Origin of the sequence: Streptomyces armeniacus (genome assembly GCF_003355155.1) — a bacterium.
Classification (GTDB): Bacteria; Actinomycetota; Actinomycetes; order Streptomycetales; family Streptomycetaceae; genus Streptomyces; species Streptomyces armeniacus.
The window spans coordinates 4438434-4460722 of the sequence record NZ_CP031320.1; the positions used below are offsets into that span (position 1 = coordinate 4438434).

At 72.5% G+C, this 22289-nt stretch carries 22 protein-coding genes and 1 riboswitch; of the genes, 17 read left to right on the forward strand and 5 right to left on the reverse strand.

What is annotated here, in order from left to right; genetic code table 11:
- Window positions 1-96: 96 nt before the first annotated feature.
- The gene (locus DVA86_RS19255; RefSeq protein WP_208879950.1) at window positions 97-876 is read right to left on the reverse strand and encodes a response regulator transcription factor; all 780 of its coding nucleotides are present in this window, start codon (window positions 874-876) and stop codon (window positions 97-99) included.
- Window positions 877-1306: 430 nt separating this feature from the next.
- Here DVA86_RS19255 and DVA86_RS19260 point away from each other — a divergent pair, with 430 nt between their 5' ends.
- The 12 genes from DVA86_RS19260 to ygfZ all read left to right on the forward strand — a co-directional run bounded on the left by DVA86_RS19260 (window position 1307) and on the right by ygfZ (window position 12012).
- A complete protein-coding gene (locus DVA86_RS19260) occupies window positions 1307-1573 on the forward strand; it encodes a MoaD/ThiS family protein (RefSeq protein WP_208879951.1) in 267 nt (88 codons plus the stop codon).
- Complete coding sequence (locus DVA86_RS19265) at window positions 1570-2904, forward strand: hypothetical protein (RefSeq protein ID WP_208879954.1); 1335 nt, start codon at window positions 1570-1572, stop codon at window positions 2902-2904. Before DVA86_RS19260 ends, DVA86_RS19265 begins: the two co-directional genes overlap by 4 nt.
- Window positions 2905-3060: 156 nt before the next feature.
- The gene (locus DVA86_RS19270) at window positions 3061-3777 is read left to right on the forward strand and encodes an LmeA family phospholipid-binding protein (protein ID WP_208879956.1); all 717 of its coding nucleotides are present in this window, start codon (window positions 3061-3063) and stop codon (window positions 3775-3777) included.
- Window positions 3778-4326: 549 nt separating this feature from the next.
- On the forward strand, window positions 4327-5163 hold the full coding sequence (locus DVA86_RS19275; RefSeq protein ID WP_208879957.1) for a sulfurtransferase: 837 nt from the start codon (window positions 4327-4329) through the stop codon (window positions 5161-5163).
- Between the two features lie 29 nt (window positions 5164-5192).
- A complete protein-coding gene (locus DVA86_RS19280; RefSeq protein ID WP_208879959.1) occupies window positions 5193-5480 on the forward strand; it encodes a DUF1416 domain-containing protein in 288 nt (95 codons plus the stop codon).
- A gap of 171 nt (window positions 5481-5651) precedes the next feature.
- Window positions 5652-6014, forward strand: coding sequence for a DsrE family protein (locus DVA86_RS19285; RefSeq protein ID WP_208879960.1), 363 nt, complete (start codon window positions 5652-5654; stop codon window positions 6012-6014).
- 365 nt (window positions 6015-6379) lie between these two features.
- Window positions 6380-6958 (forward strand): heme-binding beta-barrel domain-containing protein, encoded by a 579-nt coding sequence (locus DVA86_RS19290; RefSeq protein WP_208879961.1) that lies wholly within the window; start codon window positions 6380-6382, stop codon window positions 6956-6958.
- Between the two features lie 148 nt (window positions 6959-7106).
- A riboswitch (cobalamin riboswitch) is annotated at window positions 7107-7182 on the forward strand.
- 138 nt (window positions 7183-7320) lie between these two features.
- On the forward strand, window positions 7321-8562 hold the full coding sequence (locus tag DVA86_RS19295; RefSeq protein WP_208879963.1) for a FecCD family ABC transporter permease: 1242 nt from the start codon (window positions 7321-7323) through the stop codon (window positions 8560-8562).
- A complete protein-coding gene (locus DVA86_RS19300; protein WP_208879964.1) occupies window positions 8562-9326 on the forward strand; it encodes an ABC transporter ATP-binding protein in 765 nt (254 codons plus the stop codon). The genes DVA86_RS19295 and DVA86_RS19300 overlap by 1 nt, the downstream gene beginning before the upstream one ends.
- 133 nt (window positions 9327-9459) lie before the next feature.
- Entirely contained in the window at window positions 9460-10482 is a 1023-nt protein-coding gene (locus DVA86_RS19305; RefSeq protein ID WP_208879966.1) for an ABC transporter substrate-binding protein, read from the forward strand.
- A gap of 38 nt (window positions 10483-10520) precedes the next feature.
- Window positions 10521-11030: a Fur family transcriptional regulator gene (locus DVA86_RS19310; protein ID WP_208879967.1), complete on the forward strand. Its 510-nt coding sequence runs from the start codon at window positions 10521-10523 to the stop codon at window positions 11028-11030.
- A gap of 10 nt (window positions 11031-11040) precedes the next feature.
- Window positions 11041-12012, forward strand: a complete 972-nt coding sequence (gene ygfZ, locus DVA86_RS19315) for a CAF17-like 4Fe-4S cluster assembly/insertion protein YgfZ (RefSeq protein ID WP_208879969.1) — start codon at window positions 11041-11043, stop codon at window positions 12010-12012.
- A 78-nt stretch (window positions 12013-12090) separates the two neighbouring features.
- On the opposite strand, the gene dtd is transcribed toward ygfZ, so the two are convergent.
- Complete coding sequence (gene dtd, locus DVA86_RS19320; RefSeq protein WP_208879971.1) at window positions 12091-12534, reverse strand: D-aminoacyl-tRNA deacylase; 444 nt, start codon at window positions 12532-12534, stop codon at window positions 12091-12093.
- Between the two features lie 165 nt (window positions 12535-12699).
- Here dtd and DVA86_RS19325 point away from each other — a divergent pair, with 165 nt between their 5' ends.
- The 3 genes from DVA86_RS19325 (at window position 12700) to DVA86_RS19335 (ending at window position 16022) form a co-directional block, all read left to right on the forward strand.
- Window positions 12700-13347, forward strand: coding sequence for an RsiG family protein (locus DVA86_RS19325; RefSeq protein ID WP_208879972.1), 648 nt, complete (start codon window positions 12700-12702; stop codon window positions 13345-13347).
- Window positions 13348-13576: 229 nt separating this feature from the next.
- Complete coding sequence (locus DVA86_RS19330; protein ID WP_208879973.1) at window positions 13577-14572, forward strand: asparaginase; 996 nt, start codon at window positions 13577-13579, stop codon at window positions 14570-14572.
- A 199-nt stretch (window positions 14573-14771) separates the two neighbouring features.
- Complete coding sequence (locus DVA86_RS19335) at window positions 14772-16022, forward strand: GNAT family N-acetyltransferase (RefSeq protein ID WP_208879975.1); 1251 nt, start codon at window positions 14772-14774, stop codon at window positions 16020-16022.
- 41 nt (window positions 16023-16063) lie between these two features.
- Here DVA86_RS19335 and DVA86_RS19340 read toward each other — a convergent pair whose 3' ends face one another.
- Complete coding sequence (locus DVA86_RS19340; RefSeq protein WP_208879977.1) at window positions 16064-16246, reverse strand: hypothetical protein; 183 nt, start codon at window positions 16244-16246, stop codon at window positions 16064-16066.
- 221 nt (window positions 16247-16467) lie between these two features.
- Between DVA86_RS19340 and DVA86_RS19345 the strand changes: the two genes are divergently transcribed.
- Window positions 16468-17358 carry a GntR family transcriptional regulator gene (locus tag DVA86_RS19345; RefSeq protein WP_208879978.1) on the forward strand — a complete coding sequence of 297 codons (891 nt, stop codon included), beginning with the start codon at window positions 16468-16470 and terminating at the stop codon, window positions 17356-17358.
- Between the two features lie 395 nt (window positions 17359-17753).
- Here DVA86_RS19345 and DVA86_RS19350 read toward each other — a convergent pair whose 3' ends face one another.
- The gene (locus DVA86_RS19350; RefSeq protein WP_208879980.1) at window positions 17754-18494 is read right to left on the reverse strand and encodes an HAD family hydrolase; all 741 of its coding nucleotides are present in this window, start codon (window positions 18492-18494) and stop codon (window positions 17754-17756) included.
- 263 nt (window positions 18495-18757) lie between these two features.
- Between DVA86_RS19350 and DVA86_RS19355 the strand changes: the two genes are divergently transcribed.
- Window positions 18758-19846, forward strand: coding sequence for an aminoglycoside phosphotransferase family protein (locus DVA86_RS19355; protein ID WP_208879982.1), 1089 nt, complete (start codon window positions 18758-18760; stop codon window positions 19844-19846).
- Window positions 19847-19947: 101 nt separating this feature from the next.
- On the opposite strand, the gene DVA86_RS19360 is transcribed toward DVA86_RS19355, so the two are convergent.
- Window positions 19948-22284: an MMPL family transporter gene (locus tag DVA86_RS19360; RefSeq protein WP_208879984.1), complete on the reverse strand. Its 2337-nt coding sequence runs from the start codon at window positions 22282-22284 to the stop codon at window positions 19948-19950.
- Between the last annotated feature and the right edge of the window lie 5 nt (window positions 22285-22289).

Sequence of the window (22289 nt, forward strand, 5' to 3'; positions counted from 1 at the left end):
CGTACGCGCCCGGCCGCCGCGGATCCGGCGCACCGCTGCCGTACGTCCGCTCAGCGTCCGCCGTACGTCCGGGGCACCGCTGCCGTCACGTCCGCCTCAGCGTCCGCCGCCGGTGTCGGCCGCGCGCCGGGTGACCTCCTCGGCCGCCTCGGTGACGGACTTGGACTCGGCGTCCGCCTTCTTCGCGGCGGCGGACTTCTCGCCCTTGTCGGGCGAGACGAAGCGGTAACCGACGTTCCGTACGGTCCCGATCAGCGCCTCGTACTCCGGGCCGAGCTTCGCGCGCAGCCGCCGTACGTGCACGTCGACGGTGCGGGTGCCGCCGAAGTAGTCGTAGCCCCACACCTCCTGGAGCAGCTGGGCCCGCGTGAAGACCCGGCCGGGGTGCTGGGCGAGGTACTTGAGGAGCTCGAACTCCTTGAACGTGAGGTCGAGCACCCGGCCCTTGAGCTTTGCGCTGTACGTGGCCTCGTCCACCGACAGGTCGCCGTTGCGGATCTCCATCGGGCTGTCGTCCGAGCCGATCTGCTGCCGGCCGGTCGCCAGCCGCAGTCGCGCCTCGACCTCGGCGGGGCCCGCAGTGTCGAGCAGGACGTCGTCGACGCCCCACTCGGCGGTGACGGCCGCCAGGCCGCCCTCGGTGACGATCAGCACCAGCGGGCAGCCGGGGCCGGTGGAGCGCAGCAGCTGGCACAGGGCGCGGACCTGCGGCAGGTCGCGCCGCCCGTCGACGAGGATGACGTCGGCGCCGGGAGCGTTCACCAGCGCGGGGCCCTCGGCGGGCACGACCCGTACGTTGTGCAGCAGGAGACCCAGCGCGGGGAGGACTTCGGTGGACGGCTGGAGGGCGTTGGTGAGCAGGAGGAGCGAGCTCATGCGCGCTCACCTCCGGTGGAGGGCGGTCGGTGTCCTGTTCGCTGACCCATGTGTCGGGTTCCTTCCTCGGTCCCTGCGAGGACGTCGGCGGCACCGCTCCGTACCGCCCGTAAAAGCACAAAAGGATCCGGGGGCAACGCTGCCCGGATCCCTCTTGCCCAGCAGAATAGCCCACCTGGGCAGGTAACGGGAGTGTGAGATGTCCGGTCACCGCTTACACGCGAACACGGAGGGTGACTTCGCGGTTTCGTGCGACACCACACGGAACGGCCGGGCGATGCCGTACGGAACGCCGGAGTGACACCGTACGGAACGCCGGAGTGACACCGTACGGAAGCGCCCGAAAGGGGCAACTCGACCCGCGCGGCACGCGCCGCTCCCGCGACGCGCCATCATGGGACCCGCACCGGAAACCGGCGAGAGGGACAGCATGGCGAGCGGCACGATCCGCTACTGGGCGGCGGCCAAGGCCGCGGCCGGCCTCGCGGAGGAGAAGTACGACGCCGCGACGCTCGCCGACGCGCTCGCCGACGCACGCGTACGGCACACCGCGCGCCCCGACTTCGAACGGGTGCTGCTCCGCTGCTCGTTCCTGGTGGACGGAGCACCCGTCGGCACCCGCGCGCACGACGCGGTGCCGCTGAGCGAGGGCGGCACGGTCGAGGTGCTGCCGCCGTTCGCGGGCGGTGCGCGATGACGGGGAGAGCGCCGCACTACGGCGGCCCGTACGAGCCGCAGGACCCGCACGCGCGGCAGCCGTACGGGCGGGACGCGTACGGTCGCGACGCGTACGGGCACGATGCGTACGGGCACGACGCGTACGGGCCGGACGCACGCGGACAGCAGCCGTACGCGCAGCAGCCGTACGAGCCGTACGAGCAGCCGTACGGGCACGAGGCGTACGACCCGCAACGGCCGGTGGCGTACGTCCAGCCGCAGGAGCCGTACGACGCGTACGACGCGCAGCCGTACGAGCCGCAGCCGGGGCCGCACGCGTACCCGTATCCGCACTCGCAGGGCACGGTGTACGTCCCGCCCCAGGCCCAGCAGCCCCAGCAACCGCAACAGACGCAACAGACGCAACAGCCACAGCAGCCGCAACAGGCCCAGCCCGTACCGCAGGCGCCCCCGCCGCCGCAGGCACGCCCGCACCGCACGCACCCCGGGCCCGGCCCGCTGCCGCCCGAGCAGCACACCACCAGCGCCACCGGCGCGCTCGTACCGGACGACCCCGCTCCGCGCGCCCCGCGTACGGCGTCGGCGTCCGCGCCGCGCTCCAGCACGCGGCGCGCGCGGCCGAGCCCGATCATCGCGCCCGGTCTGCAGCCGGCCGCGGTGACCGCCGTACTCGCACTGCTGCTGGCCGGTACCGCGCCGCTGCCGCGTGCCGTGCTCGCGGTGGCCGTGGTGCTGCTGCAGGCGGTGACGGCCGCGGGCTGGTTCCGGCTGAACGGGATGTGGCCCGCGCGCCAGGGCATCGCGCTGGCGTTCCTCGCGGGCGTCACGGCGGACGTCGCGCTGCTCGCCGCCGGCCGGGAGCACACCGGCACGGCGCTCGTCGGCACGCTGGGCATCTGGTGCGTACTGGCGATCGTGCTCCAGCTCCGCAACCACTCCAGCCCGGACGAGCGCCTGTACGCGCTCACCGCGGCCTTCACCGCCACCGGCCTCACCGTGGTCGCCGCCGGCCATCTGGCCATCGCGCCGACGAGCACGGACGCGGTCACCGTGGGCGCCGCGGCGGTCGGCGTCGCCGTACTGGCGCGTGCGCTGCCGCTGCCCCCGTTCGTCTCCCCCGCGGTGGCGCTGCTCGCGGCGGCCGGCGCGGGCATCGCGGCGGGCCGCCTCACGGACATGGGCAACGAGGGTGCGCTGCTGGGGCTGGCGGCCGGGGTGTGCGCGCTGACCGGCCTCCGGGTCGCGAGCTACGACTTCCCGTCCCGTTTCGTGCACATGACCGCGGGCGTGGCACTGCCGCTCACGCTGGCGGCCCCCGCGGTGTACCTGCTGGGCCGCGCGCTGGTGTGAACCGGCGGGCGGGAACGCGCGCGTGGCGAACGGTCCGCCGCACCCGCCGGGTTGTACCGGCTCTGATACGAAGCCGTGCGGTGGCCGTTCAGGCTCCCCGCCCGCTCAGGACGTCGCGTTAGGCTCACGGCAGTCGAACACCTGGGGGAAGTACGCATGCGCGCACTCCGGATCACTCTTGTCGTCCTCGTGGTGCTGTCCGGGCTCTTCATCGCCGCCGACCGCATCGCCCTGAGCATGGCGGAGGACGAGGCGGCCAAGAAGGTGAAGGAGGCCCAGGGGGTGGCCGGCGCCGAGTCCGCGTCCGTCTCGATCCACGGCTTCCCGTTCCTCACCCAGGTCGCGTCCAAGGAACTGGACGACGTGGACGTGGAGCTGACCGGCATGACGGCGGCCGCCGGCGGCCAGGAGGTCACGGTGACCCGGGTCGACGCCTCGCTCAGCGACGTGACGATCGGCGGGAACTTCGACAGCGCGACCGCGAAGGAGGCGACCGGCGAGGCGGACGTCTCGTACCGCGACCTCAACGCGATCGCCCCGGCCGGTGTGCAGGTGGCGTACGCGGGCGAGGAGCGCGCGGCCAAGAACCAGGTGAAGATCAGCGCCAAGATCGACGTCCTCGGCCGCGAGGTGGAGGTCCCGAGCCCTATCTACAGCACGGTGAAGGTCACCGAGAAGAACACGCTCCAGCTGCACGCCGAGACCATCCCCGGCTCCAGCATTCCGGGCGCGGAGCGGGAGATAAGGAAGAACGTCGACTTCAGCACCACCGTCGCCGGCTTCCCGGACGGGCTGGAGCTGGACGAGGCGGAGACGACCGCCGACGGCGTCACCTTCTCGCTGAAGGGCAAGGACGTGGAGCTCACCAGCTGACCGGCTAGACCTGCTGAGCACGCCGTACGCCACCGCCGTACGAGGCACCCGTCCACCGCACCCGCACGCACCCGCAGGCCCTCCGTACGCGCTCGCACGCGCCCGTACGCACCCGTCCGTCCACGGGCCGAGACAGCGCCGTCCGCAGAACAGATGTCGCACCGCCCCGAGCGCCCGGAGCCCGTACGGCGGGACGCCGCCGGGAGTTCCCGGTCCCGCATCACGGACGATCTCGTCTCATCATACGGATCGCCGGTGACACTGCCCCCCGCCTCTCTTACGATCGAGGCCATGAAGCGACAGGCGGTTCTCACGAAGCGACGGGCAGTCGACCTGTGCCGCGTCGCCGCCATGCTCTGTCGCAGCGCCGTCTGACGGCCGTCTTCCGGTGCCACGCGCCGCGACGCCGACGCACCGCACCACCCCCGCACCATCCGCCGCCAGCCCCTGGCCTGTGCGCCGCACAGCGCTGCCGCGTGTGTCGCCCGGCGCCGCGCGAGCGCGCAGAGGTCCCGCACGCACCCGCACCTGCCCTCCGGAGGAGAACCCATGAGCCGCAGTGACGTCCTGGTGGACGCCGACTGGGTCGAGGCCCGCATCAACGACCCGAAGACGGTCATCGTCGAGGTGGACGAGGACACCTCCGCGTACGAGAAGAACCACATCAAGAACGCCGTCCGGATCGACTGGAAGCAGGACCTCCAGGACCCGGTGCGCCGTGACTTCGTCGACCAGGAGGGCTTCGAGAAGCTGCTCTCGGAGAAGGGCATCGCCAACGACGACACGGTCGTGCTCTACGGCGGGAACAACAACTGGTTCGCCGCGTACGCCTACTGGTACTTCAAGCTCTACGGCCACGAGGACGTGAAGCTCCTCGACGGCGGCCGCAAGAAGTGGGAGCTGGACTCCCGCGACCTGGTCGCCGAGGTGCCGCAGCGCAGCCGTACCGAGTACAAGGCGAAGCCGCAGGACACCTCCATCCGCGCGTTCCGCGACGAGGCCGTGGCCGCGATCGGCACGAAGAACCTGGTGGACGTGCGGTCGCCCGACGAGTTCAGCGGCAAGCTGCTCGCCCCTGCGCACCTCCCGCAGGAGCAGTCGCAGCGTCCGGGCCACATCCCCAGCGCGCGGAACATCCCGTGGTCCAAGTCGGCCAACGACGACGGCACCTTCAAGGCCGACGACGAGCTCAAGGAGCTCTACGAGGCCGAGGGCGTGGACCTCGGCAAGGACACCATCGCCTACTGCCGCATCGGTGAGCGGTCCGCCCACACCTGGTTCGTGCTGCACGAGCTGCTGGGCCAGCCCAACGTCAAGAACTACGACGGCTCCTGGACCGAGTACGGCTCGCTCGTCGGCGTCCCCGTCGAGCTCGGCAGCAACTGAGACCCAGCGGAAGAGAGGGAACCGTATCCATGTGCGGAGCACAGGCAGGCGGGCCGGACGCCGCCACGATCAAGCCCGGCGAGACGACGATCCAGGGCAGCGTGACCCGCGACGGCGAGCCCGTCACCGGCTACGTACGGCTGCTCGACGCGACCGGTGAGTTCACGGCGGAGGTCCCGACGTCCGCGACGGGCCAGTTCCGCTTCTACGCCGCCGAGGGCACGTGGACGGTGCGCGCGCTGGTCCCGGGCGGTTCCGCCGACCGTACGGTGGTCGCGCAGGACGGCGGCCTGGCGGAGGTCGCAATCGCGGTCTGAGCCATCCGCGGGTCTGAGCATCCGCGGGTCTGAGCGTCTGAGACAGACAGCAGGCGGACGAGGGCCGCGCTCCTCCCGGGTTGGACACCTGAGGGGCGCGGCCCTCGCGCGTGCGCGGCCCCGGTGCCGGGCCGCGCCGTGGGGCAGGACGGGCCGGACTACCGTGGGGCCATGGCGAAGAAGCTCGTGATCAAGGTGACAGCCGGGGCCGACGCCCCGGAACGGTGCTCGCAGGCCTTCACGGTGGCGGCGGTCGCCGCCGCGAGCGGTGTCGAGGTTTCGCTCTGGCTGACCGGCGAGTCGGCGTGGTTCGCGCTGCCGGGCCGCGCGGCCGAGTTCGAGCTGCCGCACGCGGCGCCGCTGCCCGAGCTGATCGAGGGCATCCAGGCGGGCGGGCAGATCACCCTGTGCACGCAGTGCGCCAAACGCAGGGGGATCGAGGAGAAGGACGTGCTGGAAGGCGTACGGATCGCGGGCGCGCAGGTCTTCGTCAGCGAGGCGCTGGGGGACGGCGTACAGGCGCTCGTGTACTGAGGCCGCCCCGCGCCTCGTGCACCGAGCCGACCCGCGCCTCGTCTGCTGAACCGCCCGTCGCCTCGTCTGAGCCGCCCCGTGCCGTACGCCGGTCCGCGCGGCGCACCTCACAGCGGTACACCCGTGGCGGACGACTAGACTCGACGGCGGCCGTCACTCCGTACGACGCCCACCGGCGCGCACCGGCGCCCCGTAGAGCCGCTCAAGGAGAGCCCCCGTGCTTGAGGCATTCTTCACCACGCTGATGATCCTGGTCTGTGTCGGGACGGTCGCCTTCGCCGGCCTCACCGTCAAGAAGCTGTACCAGGGCCAGCGCTGACCGCCTGCCGTCCCTCCGCCCCCGCTACAGATCGTCTGAGTCAGCCATGATCGAGATCCCGTCCGACCTCCACCCGGACCTCGTGCCCCTCGCCTTCCTCCTCGGCAACTGGACCGGTGCCGGAGTGGCCGCCCTGGACGGCGACGAGGGCCCCGGCACGGAGAAGTGCAACTTCGGGCAGGAGGTCGCCTTCAGCCACGACGGGCGCGACTTCCTCGAGTACGTCTCGCACAGCTGGGCGCTCGACGCCGACGGCAAGAAGACCCGCCCGCTGGAGACCGAGACCGGGTACTGGCGCATCGACAAGGACCGCCAGGTCGAGGTCGTCATGATCCGCGACCAGGGCGTCGCGGAGGTGTGGTACGGCGAGATGGCGCACCAGAAGCCGCAGATCGACCTGGCCACGGACGCCATCGCGCGTACGGCCTCGGCAGGCGCGTACACCGGCGGCAAGCGCCTGTACGGCTACGTCAACGGCGACCTGATGTGGGTGGGCGAGCGGTCCACGCCGGACACGGCGCTGTACCCGTACATGTCGGCGCAGCTGAAGAAGGCCGTCGACCCGAGCGAGTGGGCGAAGGACATCAAGGACCTGCCCGACGACGGCATCGCCTTCTTCCGCTGACGGCCCGCGCACCCCACGCACCCCACGCACTCTGCGCACCCTGCGCATCTCCGGTCGCGGTCCCCGTCCCCGTCACTCGTACGGGGACGCTTCCGCCGACGGCCTGCGGGAGGCGTACGGGCTCGCGGTACGCTGAGGACGCCCCGTGGGGGAAGCCGGTCGAAGTCCGGCGCTGACCCGCAACGGTAGGCGGTGCCTTCCAGGCACCGCGAGCCCGAATGCCCACGGCGGCGACGCTCCTGACAACTCGCCGTGGACTGCGAGGGGAAGCCGCGCGGGCTGCCGCGGGCGGGCAATCCGACGCCGGTGGCACCGGGTAGCGGTGCCCGAACCACCGCGGCCCGACGTGAAGGCGGACCGCGATGTCCCCGCCCACCAGCCGCCGTGCCGCCGCCCCGGCGGCGGCAGACGCGGCACCGCCCCAGGCGCCGCCCGACTCCGTGCAGTCCGACTCCGTACGACCCGGCTCCGTGCAGTCCGACGCGCCGCCGCCCGACGAGGCAGCGTCCGCGAAGGACAGGGCGGCGCCCGCGAAGGACGCGCCCCCTCCCCGACCGGCCGGACCCCGGCGGCTGTCCGTGCCCGTGCTCGCCGCCCTGCTGTGCGTCGCCCTGCTGCTGTCGCTGCTCTGCGCCGTCGCGCTCGGCGCGTCCGGCGTCGGCTGGGACGCGACCCTGCGCTATCTGCGGGCGGGCCTGACCGGCGGGCGCATATCCGCCGACGAGCGCGCCGCGTACACCATCGTGTGGGAGCTCCGCTTCCCCCGCGCGCTCCTCGCCGCCGTGGTCGGCGCGGGGCTGGCGGCGGTCGGGGTGGCCGTACAGGCGATGGTGCGGAACGCGCTCGCCGACCCGTTCGTCCTCGGCATCTCCTCCGGCGCCGCCGTCGGCGCCAACACCGTGCTGCTGTTCGGCGCGTTCAGCGCGCTCGGGGTGTGGGCGCTGTCGGCGGGCGCGTTCCTGTCGGCGCTCGCCGCGATGGCCCTCGTGTACGCCGTCGCCCGTACCGCGCACGGGCTCACGCCGCTGCGGCTGATCCTCACCGGCACCGCGCTGTACTACGGCTTCACCGCCGTCACCACGCTCATGGTGTTCGCGGCCGAACACGGCGAGGCGGCGCGCTCCGCGATGATGTGGCTGCTCGGCAGCCTCGGCGGCGCCTCGTGGTCGTCGCTGCCCATCGCGGCCGCCGCCGTCGCCGCCGGGCTGGCCCACCTCGTACTCGCCGCCGGCAAGCTCAACGCCCTCGCCATGGGCGACGAGACCGCCGCCGCCCTGGGCGTGGACGCCGCCCGGCTGCGCCGCGAACTGTTCCTGCTGACCGCCGCCGTCACCGGCGCCGTGGTCGCCGTCAGCGGCGCGATCGGCTTCGTCGGGCTGATGGTGCCGCACGCCACACGCATGCTGATCGGCGCCGACCACCGCCGCGTACTGGTCGTCGCGCCGCTGCTCGGCGCGGTGCTGCTGGTGTGGGTGGACGTGCTGTCCCGCACCGTACTGGCGCCGACCGAACTGCCCGTCGGCGTACTGACCGCCGTCATCGGCGTCCCCTGCTTCCTGCTGCTGATGCGGCGGCGCAGCGGCCACGCGTTCGGGGGTGCCTGATGCGGATCGACGTCGACGCCGTGACGGTGGAGACCGCGGGCGCCACCCTCGTACGGGACGTGACGCTGCACGCCGGCAGCGGCACGCTCGTCGGACTCGTCGGCCCGAACGGCAGCGGCAAGTCCAGCCTGCTGCGCTGCGTCTACCGCGCGGCGCGGCCCACCGCCGGCACCGTACGGCTGGACGGCGACGACCTGCGCGCGCTCACGCCCCGGCAGAGCGCGCGGCGGCTGGCGGCGCTGCCGCAGGAGGGCGGCGGGGACTTCGAGTTCACGGTGTCCGAGGTCGTCGAGATGGGCCGCCTGCCGCGGCAGCGGGCGGCGGCCCGTACGACGGACGAGGACAGGCGCGTGTGCGCGGCGGCACTCGCCCGTGTCGGCGCCGCGCACCTCGCACGGCGCGGCTTCCCGAGCCTGTCCGGCGGCGAGAAACAGCGCGTCCTGATCGCCCGCGCGCTCGCCCAGGAACCGCGGGTGCTGGTGCTCGACGAGCCGACCAACCACCTGGACATCGCCCAGCAGTTGGAGGTCCTGGAGCTCGTACGGGCCAGCGGCCTGACGGTGCTCACGGCCCTCCACGACCTGAACCTCGCCGCCGTCCACTGCGACCGGCTGCACGTCATCGACGGCGGCACGATCGTCGCCTCCGGCGCGCCGCACGACGTGCTGACGCCGGAGCTGCTGGCGGAGGTGTTCGGCGTACGGGCGCACCGCGTACGGCATCCGGAGTCGGGCGCGGTGCAGCTGCTGTTCGACCGGTTGTAGCCCGCTTCTTGTGCTCGGCTCGCCTCCGGGCGTACCCGTCCCCTCGGGCTTCGCCCTGGGGAGACCCCACTGCTCGCTCGCTTGGATCGCGCCGTTGTCGCTCCGTACTTTCGCCCCTCCTGAAGGAGTTGCCATGCGCGCAACAGCCCGTACGCTCGCCCTCGTCCTGGCCCTCGGGGCCCTCTCCCTCGGGACCGCCGCCTGCGGCGCCGACGTCGCGGAGGACCCCAAGGGCCGCTCCGGGGAGGCCGTCACGCTGACCAACTGCGGCCGGAAGGTGACCTTCGACAAGGTGCCCGAACGCGTCGTCACCAACGACGTCGGCATCACCGAGATCATGTTCGCGCTCGGTCTCGCCGACCGCATGGCGGGCTTCGCGATGCCCGACGACAAGGGCGACCTGGCCGGCGTCCCCTGGCGCGACGGCTACGACAAGGCGAAGTGGCTGTCCAAGAAGAAGCTCAACAAGGAACTCGTGCTGGACGCCCGCGCCGACTTCGTCTTCGCCGGCTGGAACTACGGCTTCGACGAGGGCGAGGGCTTCACCCCGGCCGTACTCGGCAAGCTCGGCATCGACTCGTACGTCCTCACCGAGTCCTGCCGCAACGGCGGCGAGAGCTCCCGCGGCAAGACCCGCGGCGTCATGCCGCCCCTCGACGCCCTCTACACCGACCTCCGCAACCTCGGGAAGCTCTTCGGCGTCGAGGAGCGCGCGGAGGCGCTGATCAAGAAGTTCCGCGCGCAGGTCGCCGAGGCCGAGGCGGCGGTGCCGGAGGACCGGGAGCGGCCGCGCGTGTTCCTGTACGACGACGGGCGGGACAAGCCGTTCACCTCGGGCCGGTATGCGGGGCCGCACTCGATCATCACCAAGGCGGGCGGCGACCACGTGATGAAGGACCTGATGGACAGCTGGACCACCGTCGGCTGGGAGACGGTGGTGGCGCGCGACCCGGACGTCATCGTGATCAACGACTACGGCGACGTGGGCGCGGAACAGAAGAAGCGGTTCCTGACCTCGTACGGGCCGCTGAAGAACGTGTCCGCGGTCAAGCACGACCGGATCTTCGTGCTGGACTACGCCGACCTGGTCGAGAGCCCCCGCAACCCGGCGGCGATCGTCGAGCTGGCCCGATATCTGCGGGGGCTCCGGCGCTGAGCGGCCCGGTGCCGCGGCGCCCCCGTAGACTGGGGCCCGTGGTAACCACCGACTGGCAGAGTGACCTGAGGGCGCGCGGATACCGGCTCACACCGCAGCGCCAGCTCGTGCTGGAAGCCGTGGACAAGCTCGAACACTCCACCCCGGACGACATCCTCGCCGAGGTGCGGCGCACCGCGGGCGGCGTGAACATCTCCACGGTCTACCGCACCCTGGAGCTGCTCGAGGAGCTGGGCCTCGTCTCGCACGCGCACCTCGGCCACGGAGCTCCCACGTACCACCTCGCCGACCGGCACCACCACATGCACCTGGTATGCCGTGACTGCACGGACGTGATCGAGGCGGACCTCTCGGTGGCCGGGCCGTTCACGGAGACGCTGCGCGAGCAGTTCGGCTTCGAGACGGACATGCGGCACTTCGCGATCTTCGGCCGCTGCGGGAAGTGCGAGGCGAAGTGCGCGGCCGACGCCGACCCCGGCACGGGCGCGGGAACGGGCACGGGCACGAGCGGGGCGGGCGAGCCGAGCACAAAAAAAGGCGCGCCGTAGGCTGGACCGTATGAAGAGCCCGCTCCTCACCCTCCCCGGCGCCGTTGCCGCCGAAGCCCCTGACGAGGGGGTGGCCGCGCACTACGGCGACCTCTTCCGCGAACAGCGCGCGCTCGCCGACGGCAGCGGCTTCGTGGACCTCTCGCACCGCGGCGTGGTCACCGTCTCGGGTGACGACCGCCTCTCCTGGCTGCACCTGCTGCTCACCCAGCACGTCAGCAGCCTGGAACCGGGCCACGCCACCGACGCGCTGATCCTCTCCGCCAACGGGCACATCGAGCACGCCGTCTATCTCGTCGACGACGGCACCACGACCTGGCTGCACACCGAACCCGGCAAGCAGGGCGACTTCGTCGCGTACCTCGAGAGCATGCGGTTCTTCTACCGCGTCGAGGTCCTGGACCGCACCGAGGAGTACGCGGTCGTGCACCTGCCCGCGGGCTCGATCGCGGAGGCTCCGGCGGACGCGGTCGTACGGGAGACCTCGTACGGGCGCGACCTGTTCGTGCCGCGGGGTTCGCTGCCCGCGGTCGCGGAGGCGTACGGCCCGGCCGTCGGCGTGCTGGCGTACGAGGCTCTGCGCGTCGAGGCGCACCGGCCGCGGCTCGGGCTGGAGACGGACCACCGTACGATCCCGCACGAGGTGGGCTGGATCGGCTCGGCCGTCCATCTGGAGAAGGGCTGCTACCGCGGGCAGGAGACCGTCGCGCGCGTGCACAACCTGGGGAAGCCGCCGCGCCGGCTGGTGTTCCTGCATCTGGACGGCAGCGAGGTGAAGATCCCCGTGCACGGTGACGAGGTGCGGCTCGCGGCGGACGGCCCGGAGGGCCGCCGCCTGGGCTTCATCACCACCTCGGCCCGCCACCACGAGCTCGGCCCGATCGCCCTGGCCCTGGTCAAGCGGAACCTCCCGCCCGACGCGGAGCTGATCGTCGGCGAGGACGCCACGGCGGCGGCGCAGGAGGTCGTGGTCGCGCCCTGAGCGCGAAGCGCACAGGGATCCGATGCGCCACCCTGGGTGCCGCCACCGCCTCGTGGTTTCCCTAGATCTGCGGTTTCCCTACACCTCCACGAGCACCGTGAACGGGCCGTCGTTCGTCAGCGCCACCTTCATGGGCGCCCCGAACCGGCCCGTCGCCACCTCCGCGCCCAACGCCCGCAGCTGGGCGACGACTTCGTCCACGAGCGGCTCGGCCACCGGTCGCGGCGCGGCGGCGTTCCAGGTGGGGCGGCGGCCCTTGCGGGCGTCACCGTAGAGAGTGAACTGGCTGATCACGAGCAGCGGGGCGCCCAGGTCGGAGCAGGACTGCTCGCTCCCGCCGTCGTGTTCCGGCTCGAAGAGGCGTACGGACCAGAGCTTCCGGGCCAGTTGGGCCGCCTTCTCCTTGGTGTCCTCGTGCGTCACGCCCACCAGTACGCACAGCCCACGCCCGTTGATCTCTCCGACGGTCTCGCCGTCCACGGTGACGCTCGCGCCGTCCACCCTCTGCACCACAGCTCGCATGGCGGCCATCATGCCGTGTTCAACGCAGGCGGGAACGGGTGCGTCCGTATGGGTGCGCTGGCGCTGCGTGTCCCGGCTACGCAGTGGCACGATGCCTTACACGATGCGTACACGCGGTGCGTAGCATTGCGACTGCGGTCAAAGGGGATGAGGGGACGAAAACCCATGAACACAGCTGGTGCCGGACGAGCCGGACGTACGCCACACGGCGCACCTGGTGTCGCAACGGCCACTGAGGCCACAGCAGTACCGGTCCCGGTGGCCGCAGGCGCAGCCGGTGGACGGGCCTCGGCACTGGCCGCCCCCGCCGCTCCGGCGGCGCCGTGTGACCACGCTCAGGCCGACCTGTACGCGCTCCGGCTGCCCGAACTGCGCTCCCTGCGGCGCACGGCGCAGCAGGAGGAGGCGGATCTGAGCTACGTACGGCGCCTGCTCCAGGGCCGTATCGACATCCTGCGCGCGGAGTTGGCGCGGCGTACGGCGCCGACGTCCGCGCTGATCGACCTCCTGCCGGAGATCCTCGCGGACATGCCGTCCCGGCAGCGTTCGTCCGCCCGGCACGTGACGCTCGGCACGCCGCACGGCGAGGAGTACCGGCAGCTGGCCGAGACGATGCTCGCCGAGGTGGAGCTGTCCGACCTGTCGGCGCGTACGGACGCGGAGCTGCACGACGCGATGCGGCGGCTGGTCGGGTACGAGCAGGAGGTGTCGCAGGGCCGCCAGACGCTCCAGCGGACGGCGGACGGGTGCAGCGCGGAGATCGCCCGCCGGTACCGGGAGGGCGAGGCGCAGGTCGACGACCTGCTGCCGTGACCTCAGTCCGCCTCATCCAGCCCGTCCGGCGGTTGAGGACGGCCGCGTATCCCTACGGTGCTGTGCCGCGGCGGCCGTGAGCCGGGCAGGGGGCAGTCGGCGGGCCGTACGGCGGGGGGCGCACAGCGGGGATGTCCGCGGCGGCGGCTAATGTAAGGGGTGTCCCCCCGTTCCACTCCTGGCACGGCGCCCTGCCGCCGCGCGAAACGCGCCCCCCGGAGGCCACCGCATGTCCGCCCCTCTGCCCGCAGAACGCCCCCTCGCCGGCCCGCCGCCGGCGCAGCCCCCGGCGGTGCTCGCCGAGGTCGTGCGCTCCGGCTTCGTGGAGGGCGTGCACCACGGCTCGCTCGTCGTCCTCGCCGCGGACGGCAGCGTGCAGCGGGCGCTCGGCGACGTCGTGTCGCCGGTGTTCCCGCGCTCCTCCAACAAGCCCGTACAGGCCGCGGCCGTGCTGCACGCCGGCCTGGACCTCGCCGGCGAGCGCCTCGCGCTCGCCGCCGCCAGCCACTCCGGCGAACCGTTTCACCTGGAGCTGGTGGAGAAGATGCTCGCCGAGCACGGCCTGTCCGAGTCCGACCTGCGCTGCCCGCCGGACCTGCCCCTGGACCGTACGGCCGCGGAGGCCCGGCTCGCCGCGGGCCACGGCCGTACGCGCACCGCCATGAACTGCTCGGGCAAGCACACGGCGATGCTCGCCGCCTGCCGCGCGAACGGCTGGCCGCCGGACACGTACCTCTCGCCGGAGCACCCGCTCCAGCAGCTGGTGGCGCGTACCCTGGGCACGCTGTCCGGGGAGCCCGTCGCGCACACCGGTACGGACGGCTGCGGCGCGCCCGTGATGGCGGTCTCGCTGACCGCGCTGGCCCGTACGTTCCGGCACTTCGCGCTCGCCGCCGCCGACAGCCCGGAGGGGCGGGTGGCGGCGGCGATGCGCGCGCACCCCGAGTACGTCGCGGGCACGGACCGGCACGACACGTGGCTGATGAGCGGCGTACCGGGCGCGCTCGCGAAGATCGGCGCCGAGGCGGTGCAGGCGGTCGCGCTGCCGGACGGGCGCGCCCTCGCGTTCAAGGTCGCGGACGGCGGCGCACGCGCCCTGCCGCCCGTGCTGGCGCACGCGCTGACCGGGATGGGCGTGTCCGGGCCGGTCGTCGACCGCCTGTACGCGGCGTCCCCCGTGCTCGGCGGCGGCGAACGGGTCGGCGAGGTCCGCCCGGCGTTCTAGCCGGACGGACCACGGCACCGCCCTCACTTCGGGGGCCTCGCCGCCCGGGGAGCCGTCCCCCGCGCCGTCCTCTGCCCCGCAAGGTCTTCGTTCCGTCACGGACGTACCGCCCCGTACGGTCACCGGCCCGGCCCGGGGCTCGGCCGGGCACGCCGAAAAGCACATGCGCACGCCCGCGGGACCGACCTAGCTTTGGCTGATGACACTCGACATCCGGACCCTCTCCCCCGACGACCTCCCCGCCTGGCTCCGCGCCGTCGCCACCGGCTTCCTCCGCGGCCCGGAGGTCAGCGAGGAGGAGCTGAAGGTCCGGCGCGAGTTCATCGACCTGGACCGTACGCAGGGCGCGTACGACGGCGCCCGCTGCGTCGGCACGTTCCGCACGATGCCGCAGCAGCTCACCGTGCCCGGCGGCGCCGCGCTGCCGTCCTGCGCGGTGACCAACGTGACCGTCTCCGCCACGCACCGGCGCCGCGGCCTGCTCACGCGCATGATGGCGAACGCGCTCGGCGCGGCGAAGGACCGCGGCGACGCCTTCGCGAGCCTGATCTCCGCCGAGTACCCGATCTACGGGCGCTACGGCTTCGGCCCCGCCGCCTGGACCTGCGAGTACGAGGTGGAAGCGGTCCGTACGGGCCTCGACCGGCGCTACGCGGGCCCGCCCGAGGGCGAGGGCGGCGTCGAACTGATCGACGCCGCCGACGTACGCCGCCTCGCGCCCGAGCTGTACGAGCGCTTCCGCGCGCAGCCGCACCGGCAGGGCGTCATCGACCGGAACACGCTGTGGTGGCAGCAGGCGACGGGGGAGTGGCGGCACCCCGAGGACGGTTACGTGGCGCCGTTCCACGTCCTGTACCGGGACGCCGGCGGCGTACCGCAAGGGCTGGCCGCGTACACCAGCGACGACGTGTGGCACGACAAGCTCCCGCACAACACCGCCACCGTGCGGTACCTCTTCGGCACCACCACGGCGGCCGAACGCGCGCTGTGGCACTACCTGCTGTCCGTCGACTGGGTGACCACCGTCCGTACGGGCCACCGCGCACCCGACGACGTACTCCCGCTGCTCCTCCCGGACCCGCGCGCCGCCCGGCTCAGGACGCACGCGGACTTCCTGTGGCTGCGCCCGCTGGACGTACCGCGGATGCTGGAGGCCCGTACGTACACGGTGCCGGGCAGCCTGGTCCTCGGCCTCGGCGACACGGCGGGGCTCGCGGACGGCCGCTACCGCCTGGAGGCGGGACCGGACGGCGCGCGGTGCACGCGCACCCGCGACGACGCCGAACTCACCCTGGACATCGGTGAGTTGGGTGCGCTCTACCTCGGCGACGAGACCGCGACGCGACTGCTGGCGCTCGGCCGCGTCACGGAACACCGGGCGGGCGCGGCGGCGACGGCGGACGCGCTGTTCCGTACGGCGCGCCGGCCCTGGTGCCCGGACATCTTCTGACGCGCCGCACGACCGGGCCGACCGGTCGGCCGGCCGCCCCGTCACGGCTGGGCGAACAGCAGGGCCAGCACCGCCGCACCGAGGCAGCTGCACGGCACGTTCCCGGCCTTCACCCCCACGGTCAGCAGTACGCAGCCGACCACCCCCAGCACACCGAAGTGCCACTGCACCAACTGCTCGAAGCCGACAACGAAGGCCGCGAAAACCAGAGCCATCACAGGCATGGCGCTCCCTCCTTCCGGAGGACGAGGAGACGGACCTGAACGGTGCGGGAGGTGCTCCCATACGCCATCGGACGGGCAGGACCTGTCACACTTGGTGGATATCTCCACCACCCTCGGTGAGTTGGTGACCAACTTCAATGAAGTTATTCCCAGTTGGCGGAAAGTTAAAAACACTTGGCAGACAACTCCCCGAGGCTGGCCGGAAGTTGTACCGTCTTCCCGTGAGCCCAGAGACTCCCCCTGCGAACGGCGAGCGGCCCCCGTCCCGCGAGCACGTGGCCGCCGCCCTGCGCCGCCGCATCCACGACGGCGACTGGCACCCCGGCACGAGCCTCCCCACCCAGCAGGAACTGGAGGCCGAGTTCGGCGTCAAACGCACGGTCATACGCCAGGCCCTCGGCATCCTCCAACGCGAGGGCCTCGTCGCCATGGGCCGCGGCGCCCCGGCAACGGTCGCGGAAACGACACCGGCACACCGCGAGACCGACGGTCCCCGCCCGGCGGGCGTCGAGCTGGCCGACCGGGTACAGGTCGCGCTGCAGGCGCCGCACGTCACGATCGACGCGTTCTCGCTGACCACGGAGACGCTCAACGCCGCCTTCTCCGGAGCGATGCCGGCCATCACCAGCGGCACGCTGAGCCCCCGTTCGATCGCCGTACGGGTGTTGCTCCCCGGGCCCGAGGCGCGCCTGGCCTTCCCGCGGCCGGTCTCCGACGACGCCGGGGACTCCCGGCCCCTCGAGCGCTCGCACGCCAAGATGCGCCGCTACGCCAGCACCTTGCGCGACCAGCTGCTGGCGCTCCAGGAACTGGAGCTGGTGCCGCAGGTGTCGATAGACATCCGTACGGTGGCGATCACTCCGGTGCAGAAGCTGTACCTCCTCAACGGCACCGAGTCGCTGATCGGTTACTACCAACTGGTGGAGCACTCCGTCGAGATCGACAAGGAGGAGCTGGAGATCTACGACGCGTTCGGGTTCCGTACGAAGCTGTTCCGCTCCTCCAACGGCCCCGACCGGCGCGACGAGCAGGACGCGGCCTTCGTCGAGGAGTCGCAGCTCTGGTACGAGTCGCTCTGGTCGACCATCGCGCGGCCCTTCGCCCTCGACTGAGGACTGACGCCGACGACCTCACGCGGCCGGTCGGGCCCGGTGATCGCGTCGAACAACACCAGAGCGATGAACGCGGCGAAGGAACCCCCGAGATACGTGGTCCCGCTGAGCATGTCGCCCAGGGGCGCCACGAGTTGGGCCACCACTCCGAGCAGGCAGAGCAGGGCCAGCAGCCATCGCACCAGCGTGGGTTTGAGCCGCGCCGCATAGCCCCGGGCCGCCCGGAGATGACCCCCTCCTGGCATGCCACCCCCTGTACCGGACTTGGTTGCGGGCGCGCTCATCATCCCGCCCGGTTCACGGCCCCACAAGAACGCCCCGCGTGTGGCCGCCCCGCCCCCGCGGGGGCACGCGACCGCTCCGGCCCCGCGGGGGCGGTGGCGGGCCGGGAGAGGTCAGCCCGTGACGGCCGCCAGGACGTCCCGCAGATCCGATACGACGTGCTCCGCTCCGCCGCCGCAGAGCCGGGCCGCCTTGGCGGCGTTCCTGGCGTAGCCGAGGAACGGAACGCCCACGGCGTACGCCGCCTCGTGGTCGGTCGGCTGGTCGCCCAGCAGCAGGCACTCCTCGGCCCGCAGATCGACCCGTTTCACGGCCTGGATGACGGAGTGCGGATTGGGCTTCATCAGCAGGGGGTCGGTGGGGTCGCGGCCGATCACGCCGTCGAACAGCACGTCGATTCCGGCCCGTTCGAGGTAGTCCGAGACGGCCTCGGGCGCGTTGTTGCTGGTGACCATCAGCCGGCGGCCGCTTGCGTGCAGCGCCCGCACGAGTTCGACCGCTCCCCGGACGGGTTCGGCGGAGCCGATGGCCGCCCGCTCGTGGTGTGTCAGCACACGTTCCAGCTCCGCGACGAGTCGGCGCCCCTCGTGACCGAGGGTCTCCGCGCCGAACAGCTCCCGCCGTACGCCCCACAGGATGCGGTGCGGGTCGTCGGACGCCGCCCAGTCCTCGTGCAGTCCGTAACGGCTCTCCCGCACCACGGTCTTGAGCTCGGCCGCGATGAGAGCCGCCGGATGGCCCGCGAACGCCCGGCAGAGGGGCCCGTCGAAGTCGAAGAACACGGCCCTGGCGGCGCCCATGAGACGCGCCAGGCCGACGGGAGTGGCTGGCGATGCGTTTGCGGTCACACTCACCTCGTCAGTGTGCTGGATGCGGGATGCGGGAGCCAGTACCGCCTCCCCTCCCCTCTCACGTCCGTTCCGGCCGAACTCCGGGCATACGCCGGCCCCTTGTGGCCTGCTCACCAGGGTGACAGCGGCGGATGCCGGCGGCGTACCGTGCATCCGGCCACCTCACTACGTTCGGGTGACGGACACCGGCCCTGACGGGACCCGCAGATCCACTGGCGATACAGTCATCTTCCCTTGGCCAGCCGACCGCACACGAAAGCCTGCCGATGACGTCCCACGCCCACGCACAGGCGGCGCGTCTCGGTGTGCTGGAAGGTCCGCTGCGCGGATACCACCGCGAGTGGTACGTCGTGCGGTCCAGCGGCGAACTCGCCGAGCTGGGGCGGCTGAAGGTCGGGGAGCCGCGTGAGGGCGTGCTCTGGTTCGACCGGCGGTGCTTCCCCTCCGAGGAGGCCCTGCTGATGGAGCTGGCGGGACGCGAGGTGCCGCGCATCCCGCCCGTACGGCGCATCGGCACGGACGGCCCGGCCATCCACGGCTTCGTCGAGGGAAGCACACTGGCCGAGCTCGCGCCCTCGGGCCGGCCGGTCGACCGCCACCACGTGGACCAGATCATGGAGCTGTTCCGCGGTCTGGCTGGTGTGCGCCCCGGCGACCTCTCGCTGATGCCTGCCGGCAGCGAAGGCGGTGACGGCGAAGCGCCCGTCCAGGACCGCGACAGCGCCGGCTTCCTGACCGGTCTCCTGCGCTTCACACGAGAGCACGGCTATACGCGGCGACGGCCCGAGTACGGCCGGCTCTTCGACCGACTCGGCGTCCCCGCCCACGCGTTCGACGACGCGTCGCAGCTCGGCGTACAGGCCGCGCAGCTGACCGAACGGCCGTTCTGTCTGCTCCACGGGGACCTGCACCGGGAGAACTTCATCGTCGACCCGTCCGACGGCCTCTGGACGATCGACTGGGAACTCGCCACGATCGGCGACCCGCTCTACGACCTCGCCACCCACCTCCACCTGATGCACTACCCGTCGGAGCAGGAGAAGGAGGTCGTGGCCCGCTGGTGCGGGGTGATGGAGGAGGCGCTGCCCGGCGCTACGGCCGCGCTCGACCCCGACCTCGACCGCTATCTCAGGTTCAAGCGCGTCCAGTCCGTCTGCACGGACGTGGTGCGCCACGCCGCCGCCGTACGGGACGCACGCCCCGCGCGGCGGGCGGAGCAGCTCGGCGCCACCGCCACGTCGGTACACCGGATCCTCCTGCGGGCCGCGGAGGCACTCGGGCTCCCGGAGGTGCCCAGCCCCGGGACCGTCGAGGAGATCTACGCCGCGCTGCCCCCGGCCGGCCCCCGGCCCTGACCGCACCGGCCCTGACCGCAGTACAGGGTCGTGCGGCGCGGCCATCACGTAAGGCGGCGCGCCCGTACGGTGGCCGGTCACCGTACGGGCACATGCCCGGTTCAGTGGTGCTCCAGCTCCACCTTCGGCAGCAGCCGGGCCAGGGGCTTCGGGAGCCACCAGGCGCTGCGGCCGAGGAGTTGCATCACCGCGGGCACGATCAGGCAGCGGATCAGGACCGCGTCGAGCAGGATGGCCACCGCGAGGCCGAGGCCGAACTGCTGGAGCATACGGTCCGGGCTCAGGATGAAGGCCGCGAAGACGACGATCATGATGGCCGCCGCGGCCGTGATCACCCGGCCCGTGTGCGCCAGGCCCTCGCGTACGGCGAGTGCCGGGTCCTTCGTACGCTCCCACTCCTCGTGGATGCGGGACAGCAGGAACACCTCGTAGTCCATGGACAGTCCGAAGACGATCGCGAAGATCATCACGGGGATGAACGACTCGATCGGCCCCGGCTGCGCGCCGAACCAGCCCTCCTGGAAGACCAGGGTGATGACGCCGAGGGAGGCGCCGATGCTGAGCAGGTTGAGTACGGCCGCCTTCAGCGGGATGAGGACCGAGCGGAACACCGCCATCAGCAGCAGTGCCGACAGCCCGACCACGATGGCCACGAAGAGCGGCATGCGTTCGGAGACCGTGGAGGAGAAGTCCTGGGCCGCCGCGGTCGCGCCGCCGACGAGGAACTCGGTGTCCGTGTCCCGTTCCAGCGGCGGGAGTACGTCGTCGCGGAGGGAGGCGACCAGGTCGGAGGTGGCCTCGTCCTGGGGCGAGGACTCCGGGTAGGCGATGACGGTGGCCGCGGACGGGTCCTTCGTCGGGATGGGCGGCGAGGCCGCCGCGATGCCGGGGGTGTCGAGGAGGGCCGTACGGAGTTCGGCCGCCGCGGACGCCACCGGCTTGCCGTCCCCGTCGCTCCCGGAGCCGCTGCCGGAACCGCCGCCGTCGGCGACCACGATCAGCGGCCCGTTGAAGCCGGGCCCGAAGCCGTCCGCCAGCAGGTCGTACGCCTTGCGGCTGGTGCTGTCCGCCGCGTCGTTGCCCGCGTCCGCGAAGCCGAGCCGCATGTCGAGCGCGGGCGCGGCGAGCGCGCCCAGCGCGGCGACCGCGAGCACCAGCGCCGCCCACGGGTGCCGCTGTACGCCGCTGCCCCAGCGGCGCCAGCCGGCGCCCTCCTCGCGCCCGCCGCGCGCGGCGCGGCGGGCGGCGCGCTTGGCGACGTTGCGCTGGATGCGGCCGCCGAAGACGCTGAGCAGCGCGGGCAGCAGCGTCAGCGACGCGACCATGGTGAGCAGTACGGTCAGCGCCATGGCCAGCGCGACGCCCTGCAGCGAGCCGAGGCCGAGTGCGACCAGCCCCAGCAGCGCGATGATCACGGTGCAGCCGGCGAAGAAGACCGTACGGCCCGCCGCGTCCAGCGCGATGCCGGCCGCGCGTTCGCCGGCGGGGCGCGCCGCGCCCGTACGGGGGTCGGTGTCGCCGTCGGGGCGGGAGAGGAGTTCGCTGCGGTAGCGGGAGAAGATCAGCAGCGCGTAGTCGATGCCGACGCCCAGGCCGACGAGCATCATCAGCGGCGGCGTGAAGTCGGCGAGGGTCGCGAAATGCGAGGCCAGGATGATCAGCCCCATGGTGCTGCCGACCGCGAACAGCGCCGTGATCACCGGCAGGCTCGCGGCGACCAGCGAGCCGAAGAGGAAGACGAGGATCACCAGCGCGCCCATGATCCCCGCGCCTTCGGCACCGCCGCCGCCCTCCTCCGAGGCGTTCCGTACGGCGTCGCCGCCCAGTTCGACCTGGAGGCCGTCGCCCGCGCTGTCCTGCGCGGTGTCGATGATCCGCCGGGTCTCCTCGGTGGACACGTCGACGCCCGCGGTGCCGTCGAGGGTGACGGTCGCGTAACCGGTCTCGCCGTCACCGGCGACGGCGGCGCGGTCCTCGTACGGGCTGCGCACCTGCGCCACGCCGGGCAGCGCCTCGACCTTGTCGAGCATGGGCTCGACGCGCTCCTGTACGCGTGCCGTACGGATGCCGTCCGGGTCGTGCAGCACGATCTCCACGCTGTCGCCCGCCTGGGCGGAGCCGTGCCGCTCCATCGTCTCCAGCGCCTTGTGCGAGTCGGTGCCGGGGAGGGAGAAGTCGTTGCGGTACTCGTTGCCCGCCACTCCGGCGAGGGCCAGCACGCCGATGAGCACGGCGGTCCAGAGAGCCAGTGCGCGCCACTTGTGGCGGTAGGCGAAGGTGGCGATGCGCTCGAAGACGCCGGTGCCGGAGCCGTTGCCCTTGCCGTCGTCGTTGCCGTTGCCGTCGTCGTTGCCCTTGCCGTCGTCGTTGCCGTTGCGGGCGGGGGCGCCGCCAGGGTCGTCGCCGCTCGGTGGGGCCGGTGTCCGTGCGTTTCTCATGGTGG